The following is a 1,163-nucleotide window of genomic DNA, read 5'->3' as shown; positions in this document are numbered from 1 at the left end:
CGCCTGGGCGATCGCGCGGATCCTGGCCCAAGCATCCCGGTAGTTGACCCGCCGCCAGGCGTCGTCAGGGCCGCGCTGGCCGAGGAAGGTGCGCTCGGGGGCCTCGGCGACCCACGGCAGGAAGAATTCGCAGCAGTGCCTGTGATACTCCCCGAGCGGGATCGGCGACCGCAGCACCATCGAGCCGTCTGCGCGATAGCTTATGTCCACGGCCTGCGGGGCGAAAGCGGCTTCGACCGGCGATTCGGTATCGAGCGTCTCGCCCATGCGGTCCTCCTTAGTGCCCACGGTTTCGGCCGGACGCCGTCTGTCGGCCTTGGACTTTTCGTCCGGCCGCTTCTCGTCGGAAGGCGCGGGCGCCCTGACGGAACCGGCGGTCTAGGTGCGTTCTTTTTTCACACTAGTCAAGAGCGGGACTCTTGAACGAACGCCTGCACCGAGCTCAGCCCAGTGTGAAGCACGACGCCGTCCGCTTGGTAAGCAGCGCTCGGCGGAACTCCGAGTTGAGAGCTGCGGCTCATGTGCGGGCGTGGGGGAGTGGAGGGCAGCGCCGTTTTACCGCTCGCTACGCTGAGGCCTGATGAAGGGTCGGCTCAAGTGCGCGCCCGACCGCTTGAAACCCGGATGGGTCGATATCAACGGGGACCGCCAGGATGGGGCGCCCCACCGGTCGGTTAGAAGATGACCCGTCCGGCCGTCGATGGCGCGTCATCAAGGCTGTCGACCGCGCCAGGCGGCCCGACCCGGCTCATTGAGCTGGACCGCTGCGTTCACCCACCGATCCGGAGCGAGGCGTCGGCGACGCCTTATCCTGCGAACGCGTTAGACGGTCGCCTTGGCCTTACGGCTGGCCAGTCCGCCCGCCGCCTTCGGCTTCAACCTGGTCTGCGACGTGTAGGGCTCAATCGGCAAGTGGTTGGAGCCGCGCGCGCCGGGACCAGGCTCCACGTGTACGTGCCGCGGGTCCAGAGCCTCTCCGCATTCGGAGCAAACCGTGACCGGGTCGAAGGCATGGCCACACCCGGTGTGACGATGGATCAGGGGGCGTCCCTTCTTGTCGACCATATGCACGTCGCCCCAGTGCACGATCGCCATGACCACCGGATGGAGATCCAGGCCCTTTTGGGTAAGGCGATACTCGTAGCGCATCGGGTTTGTCTGGT

1 protein-coding gene and 1 pseudogene are annotated in these 1,163 nt (G+C 66.5%); both read right to left on the bottom strand.

Features of this window, described 5'->3' with window-relative positions; translation table 11 throughout:
* Window positions 1-267: pseudogene (locus tag Q8Q88_RS09390) on the bottom strand (hypothetical protein); the annotation flags it as partial.
* Between the two features lie 555 nt (window positions 268-822).
* Window positions 823-1,163: helix-turn-helix domain-containing protein (locus Q8Q88_RS09385; protein WP_305674932.1), on the bottom strand; the 341-nt coding region annotated here is incomplete at its 5' end.

The organism is Phenylobacterium sp. (genome assembly GCF_030697925.1).
GTDB lineage: Bacteria > Pseudomonadota > Alphaproteobacteria > Caulobacterales > Caulobacteraceae > Phenylobacterium.
The sequence above is the reverse complement of the archived record's forward strand: the minus strand, read 5'-3'. Positions and strand labels throughout refer to the sequence as shown.